Annotated in this window: 6 protein-coding genes; 3 read left to right on the forward strand and 3 right to left on the reverse strand. The window is 73.4% G+C overall.

From position 1 onward, the window contains the following. Nucleotides 1-331 precede the first annotated feature (331 nt). Both E2C06_RS35025 and E2C06_RS35030 read left to right on the forward strand, forming a co-directional pair. Entirely contained in the window at nucleotides 332-850 is a 519-nt protein-coding gene (locus E2C06_RS35025; RefSeq protein WP_133293168.1) for a mismatch-specific DNA-glycosylase, read from the forward strand. Then, entirely contained in the window at nucleotides 847-2,097 is a 1,251-nt protein-coding gene (locus E2C06_RS35030) for an MFS transporter (protein WP_133293169.1), read from the forward strand. Before E2C06_RS35025 ends, E2C06_RS35030 begins: the two co-directional genes overlap by 4 nt. Nucleotides 2,098-2,118: 21 nt before the next feature. On the opposite strand, the gene E2C06_RS35035 is transcribed toward E2C06_RS35030, so the two are convergent. Next, on the reverse strand, nucleotides 2,119-2,820 hold the full coding sequence (locus E2C06_RS35035) for a CBS domain-containing protein (RefSeq protein WP_241671611.1): 702 nt from the start codon (nucleotides 2,818-2,820) through the stop codon (nucleotides 2,119-2,121). A 91-nt stretch (nucleotides 2,821-2,911) separates the two neighbouring features. Further along, the gene (locus E2C06_RS35040; RefSeq protein WP_133293170.1) at nucleotides 2,912-3,607 is read right to left on the reverse strand and encodes a hypothetical protein; all 696 of its coding nucleotides are present in this window, start codon (nucleotides 3,605-3,607) and stop codon (nucleotides 2,912-2,914) included. A 358-nt stretch (nucleotides 3,608-3,965) separates the two neighbouring features. Between E2C06_RS35040 and E2C06_RS35045 the strand changes: the two genes are divergently transcribed. Continuing rightward, nucleotides 3,966-4,574 (forward strand): YjbF family lipoprotein, encoded by a 609-nt coding sequence (locus E2C06_RS35045; RefSeq protein ID WP_133293171.1) that lies wholly within the window; start codon nucleotides 3,966-3,968, stop codon nucleotides 4,572-4,574. Here E2C06_RS35045 and E2C06_RS35050 read toward each other — a convergent pair. After that, nucleotides 4,558-5,613: a glycosyltransferase family 4 protein gene (locus tag E2C06_RS35050; RefSeq protein WP_133293172.1), complete on the reverse strand. Its 1,056-nt coding sequence runs from the start codon at nucleotides 5,611-5,613 to the stop codon at nucleotides 4,558-4,560. The two genes, E2C06_RS35045 and E2C06_RS35050, sit on opposite strands and share 17 nt — an antisense overlap. Nucleotides 5,614-5,863: the final 250 nt, after the last annotated feature.

The following is a 5,863-nucleotide window of genomic DNA, read 5'->3' on the forward strand; positions in this document are numbered from 1 at the left end:
GGCGCTGCTGGAGGACCTCGGCGCGGCGCAGGCCAGCCTGGCCGTCGCCCGGCTGCGCGGCGCGGTGCCGGATGGCGCGGCGGTGGCGCAGCTGGCGCAGGAGGCGGCGCAGGCCGGCGACCTCGCGGCGATCGGCGTGGCGGCGCGGGCGCTGCGGGCGATGGCGTGACAAGGCAAGGCCGGGGGAGAAGGTGTTCTCCCCCGGACCCCCCCATCCATTTCCGGGAGCCTGGCACCTTCCGCGCGGCGGCACCCGACTCCCGAAAAGCAAGGGTGGGGCTCGGGGAGGGAACCCTGTTGCCTTCCCGATCCCGCTTGCCCTGATCCCCGCATGACGCGCGCAGAAATCCTCCCGGACCTGCTCCGCCCCGGCCTCCGTCTCCTGCTCTGCGGCAGCGCGCCGGGCCGCGTCTCCGCCCTGCGCGGCGCGCCCTATGCCGGGCCGGGCAACAAGTTCTGGGACATCCTGCACTTCGCCGGCCTGACGCCGCGGCGCTTCGCGCCGGAGGAGTATGCCGGGCTCGACGCGCTCGGCATCGGCCTGACCAATCTCTGCACCACCGCGGCCGGCGCCGATGCCGCGATCCCGGCCGCCGCCTTCGATGCCGCGGCGCTGGCCGCCAAGCTGCGGCGCTTCCGCCCCGCGCTGGTCGGCTTCGTCGGCAAGAACCCGGCGGCGCGATTTCTCGGCGTGAGGGCCCCGCCCTTCGGCCCGGTGCCCGGCCCGCCGGACCTGCCGCCGCTCTTCGTCCTGCCCTCCACCTCCGGCCTCGCCTGCCGCAGCTGGGACCCGGCGCCCTGGCATGCCCTGGCGGAGCGGGTGCGGCGCGAAGCAGTCTCGGCGGCATGAACCGCCGCGCATGGGCCTGGGCCCTCTATGACTGGGCCAACAGCGCCTTCCCGGCGGTGGTCTCCACCTTCGTCATCGCCGCCTATTTCACCAAGGGCATCGCGCCCGACCCGGCGACCGGCCAGGCGCAATGGGGTTGGATGCAGACGCTCGCGGGGCTCGGCATCGCGGTGCTCTCGCCGCTGCTCGGCGCGGTGGCGGATGCCGGCGGGCGGCGCCGACGGATGCTCGGCCTCTGCACCGTCGTCATGGTGCTGGCGACGGCCGGCATCTGGTTCGCCCGGCCGGAGCCGGGCGCGACCCTCTGGGCGCTGGCCTGCGTCGGCATCGCCACGGTGGCCTTCGAACTCGGCACGGTATTCTACAACTCGCTGCTGCCGCAGGTGGCGGCGCCGGAGCAGATCGGCCGCGTCTCCGGCCTCGCCTGGGGGCTAGGCTATGCCGGCGGGCTGGTCTGCCTCGGCCTCGCGCTGGTGCTGCTGGTGCGGCCGGACCCGGCGCTCTTCGGGCTCGACCGGGGCGCCGCCGAGCATATCCGGGCGACCGCGCTGCTGACCGCCGCCTGGGTCGCCGCCTTTGCATGGCCGGTGCTGCTGGCGCTGCCCGACCCGCCGGGCGGGCGCCCGGCCTGGGGTGCCGCGATGCGGCGCGGCCTGGCGGAAACCGAGGCGCTGCTGCGCCGCCTGCCGCAGAACCCGCAGATGCTGCGCTTCCTGGTCGCGCGGCTGTTCTACACCGACGGCCTGAACACCCTGTTCGCCTTCGGCGCCATCTATGCCGCCGGCGTTTTCGGCATGGGGTTCGAGGAGATCCTGCTCTTCGGCATCGCGCTGAACCTGACCGCGGGGCTGGGTGCTGCCGGCTTCGGCCTGGTGGAGGACCGACTCGGCTCGAAGCGCACGGTCATGCTGGCGCTGGCGGCGCTGGTGCTGCTGGGCAGCGGGTTGCTGGTGGCGGAAGGAAAGGCGCAGTTCTGGGTCCTGGCGCTGCTGCTCGGCGTCTTCATCGGCCCCTCCCAGGCGGCGAGCCGGACGCTGATGGCCCGCCTCGCCCCGCCGGGGGAGGCGGCGGCGCATTTCGGCCTCTTCGCATTGAGCGGACGGGTGACCGGCTTCCTCGGCCCCGCGGTGCTGGCGGCGGTGACGGCGGCGACCGGCAACCAGCGGGCCGGGATGGCGACGGTGGTGGTGTTCCTGGCAGTCGGGGCCGTGCTGCTGGCGGGGGTGCGGGAGCCGGCGCGGGGGTGACCGCGCCATCCCCCTGGTCGCCTACATCCCGGCGTAGAGGTAGCTCGGCATCGGCTGGGTGGCGTCGACCACGCCCTTCACGCCCGGCACCTGCTCGGCCAGCACCTTCAGCCCGCGCTTCACCTGCTCGGTCCGCATGAAGCCGTGGTACTCCACGACGCCGTCCTTCACCTCGACCAGGGTGTAGAAGGTATCGGCCCAGGGCTCCTTCCGCATCGCCGCCAGCACCGCCTGGCGGATGCGGTCGTCGGACAGCTCGGCGCCCCCGGCCCGCGGCGGGGAGACCAGCGCCCGCAGCAGGTCGGCGCGGGAGACGATGCCGCGCAGCTGCCCCTCCTCCAGCACCAGCACGCGGCGGATGCCCTTTTCCTCCATCAGGTGGGCGACATGCGCCGCGCTGTCCGCCTGGGTCACCGAGACGACGCTTTCGGTCATGATCTCGGCGGCGGTGCTGCCATGGGTTCGGGCATAGCGCTCCGCCTGCTCCCCCGGATCGGCGAACAGCGACTTCAGCCAGCCCTGCGGCCGGTCCTCCTCCCCCGCCAGGCGGCGGATCAGGTCGGCCTCGGTCACCACGCCGAGCACCGTGCCCGCCTTGTCCAGCACCGGCACGGCGGAGATCCCACGCTCGGCCAGCAGCCGGGCCACGGCGATCACCGGGGTTTCCGGCGGCACGGTCACGACGTCGGGCGTCATCAGGTCACGGGCGGTCAGCTGGGACATGGCATCCTCCTTCGGAACTCGGGAGCAGCCTGCGCCCGGCGCCGCGCCCGGGCATTGAGGCAGCGCAACACGATCGAGCGGGGCGACCCGCCTAGAAGCTCGTGCTGAGCCCGAGCGTGACGCGCCGCAACGCGTCCCCTGGGCAGGAGCCGGCGAGGCGGAGCGGCGCCGTCCCGCCCCAGCGGAGCATCACCGCCAGTTCGCAGCCATTCGCCCGCGCCGGGCCGTGCTCCGCGGCGACCGGGCGGGTGGCGGTGAGCTGGATCTCCATCTGCAGCGGCGCGCCGGACACCGCCGCCTGCACGGCGAGGGAAACGCGGCTGCGCAGGCTCGCGCCCGCCAGCACCCCGGCCGGCGAGGCCAGGCCGGCCATGCCCAGCCGGTCGCCGAGACCGATCGAGGCGACCAGCTTTGCCTCGCCGGGCAGCGACAGGGCGAGGTCCTGCTGCAGGGCGCCGTTCAGCGCCGGCGTCCCGGGCAGGCCCTGCGGGTCCGCCGCGCTTTCAAGCAGCAGCTGCGGCGCGACGGACCAGGACAGGTTCGGCAGCAGGGCGAGTTCCTGCCGGGCGCCGAGCGCGAGGGCGCCGCGCCCGAAGCCGGCTTCCGCCTCCGGCTCGGCCGCGCCGAGCGAGGCCTCGCCCCTGGCCCAGAGGGCGCCGCCCGGCGTCTCCCACCCCAGGCTGGCCGGCTCGGCCGGCAGGACGGAATGGCTGGCCTGCCCGGTCAGGACCTGGGCCGGCGCGGCGGACTCCTCGGCGGCGGACGCGGTGCAGGGCACGAGCAGCATGCAGGCCGCAAGTCCCGGCAAGCAAGCTGGCCGTCGGATGGAATAACCTGATATGAAAGAGGTTCGGAAAATCATCATGTGGCACTAATCGTGAAAGCAGATGATCTTCAATCAATAATAGTAGAAACGTGTATGTCTACTCTTCTGTGTTGCAATGCGGCATCAAGGGAGCGTCTCGGACTTGGTTCTTGAACGCCCCGAATCGGGAGGCGCCGGATCGGGCGGGATGGCATGGAAGGGAAGGCAGGTTGATGGTTTCTTGTTGCTGCGGCCCGAAGCACCGGGACCGGCCTGCCATCCCGCCTGCGCCTCCCCCGAATCGCTCGCATTGTTGCGAGCGCGCAGCTAGATTTGCCGGATGCGCAGCGCCCCGGCCCTCCTGCTTGCCGCCCTGCTGCTGCCGGGCTGCGGCGACACGCCGTGGTCGGGGCTGCTGCCCGGCCCCGCCTCGCCGGGCCAGGACATCGCGCCCGCCGGCCCGGCGCTGCGGCTGACGCTGCGCGGCCGCGCCAGCCACGCCGCCCTGGTGCAGGAGATGGGGGAGCGCCGGCTCTGGCGCACCGCCGGCAACCAGGTGGTGGAAACCGATGGCGGCCGCGTGGTGGCGACCTCCGGCCTCGGCGAGATGCTGGCGGCGACCCGCTTCGACGGGCCCGACCCGCTCGCGGCGCCGGCCGCGCTGCTCGAACGCCCGGCCCTCGCCCGCCGCATGGTCGACCTGATGCGGGCCGACCGGTCGCCGGAGGGGATGCGCTTCGGCGTTCAGGTCGAATGCCGGCTGCGGGCGGAACCGACCGAGGACGCGGCGGTGCTGCTGGTCGAGGAGACCTGCCGCGCCGCCGGCGAGGGCCGCTTCACCAACCGGTTCTGGGTGGCGGCCGAGGGCGGCGCGGTGCTGCAGTCCCGGCAGTGGATCGGCCCCGGCCTGCCGATGCTGGCGGTGGAGTTCCTCAGCCCCGCCAGCTGAGCCCGGCGCGCCTGACCCGCAGCGCGACCACGGCGAGCCATGCCAGCTGCACCGCCAGGGCCGGCAGCACGATCAGCGGCTTCCAGTTCGGCGGCAGCCGCAGAAAGACCAGCGCGAGCGCCGCATGGAAGGCGGCGAAGCCCCAATGCGTCGCGGCGACGGCGCGGGTGCCCATGCCCGCCCGCTGCGCCATCTGGTAAAGGTGCGTCCGGTGCGGCGCGCCCACCTTGTCGCCCATCGCGCCGCGGCGCAGCAGGGTGAAGCCGGCGTCGAAGAGCAGGCCGAAGATCAGCAGCGGCACGATCAGGAAGCTGAGCTGGTTGGGGTCGAACCGGCTGGCCGCGACGGCCAGCACCGCCAGCATGAAGCCGGCGAACTGGCTGCCGACATCGCCCATGAAGATCCGCGCGGGGTGCAGGTTGAAGGGCAGGAAGCCGGCGAAGCCCGCGGTCAGGAACAGCGCCGCGGCATAGACGAAGCCGCCGCCCTGCAGCGCCGAGATCGCGGTCAGCGCGGCGCAGGCGATCAGCAGCACGCCCCCCACCAGCCCGTCCAGCCCGTCCATGAAGTTGACCGCGTTGGTGCAGCCGAGGATCCAGAACACCGTGATCAGCGTCCCGGCGAAACCCAGCTCGACCGGCCCGACATAGGGGATGGCGAGGCGCGAGATGGTCAGCCCGCTGGTCACCGCGACCAGCGCCGCCGCCAGCTGTGCGCCGAATCGGAGCCGGGCCGAGAGGCTGCGGATGTCGTCGACCAGCGCGACGCCGGCGATGGCGATCGCGGCCAGGATGACGCCGATGAACTGGCGCTCGGCGATGCGGGCGGAATTGGCCACCTGGTAGAGCACCAGCATGCCGGCGATGAAGGCGAGCACCGCGCCGACCCCGCCGCCGCGCGGCGTCGGCCGGACATGCGCGCTGCGCCCGTTGGGGTGGTCGAGGATCGGCCAGGCAATCATCGCCCGCACCGCGGCGGCCGAGAGCAGGGCGAGGCCGAGCGCGAAGGTCAGGTGCTGGAGGAGGGCGGCGGAGCTCATTGCGCGCGGGGTGTGGCGGAAGCGGGCGGGATGGGCAAGCTGGACCGGTGTTGCCCTGGCCGTGTCGCGACAACATCGGTCGAGGCTTTGTCGAGCCGCCGATTCACGTCCTGCGCGTGTCCAGGCAGGACGATCGCAGGCTAGGAGCCCGTCCCGGTAACCGGATTTTGGACTGATGCCGCTGGGGGCGGAGCGGCGCTCTTTCGATGTGCGCCGCCGCTGTGCGTCAGGCAGCGGCTGCCCTGGCGAG

Origin of the sequence: Dankookia rubra (assembly GCF_004355005.1) — a bacterium.
Classification (GTDB): domain Bacteria; phylum Pseudomonadota; class Alphaproteobacteria; order Acetobacterales; family Acetobacteraceae; genus Paracraurococcus; species Paracraurococcus ruber_A.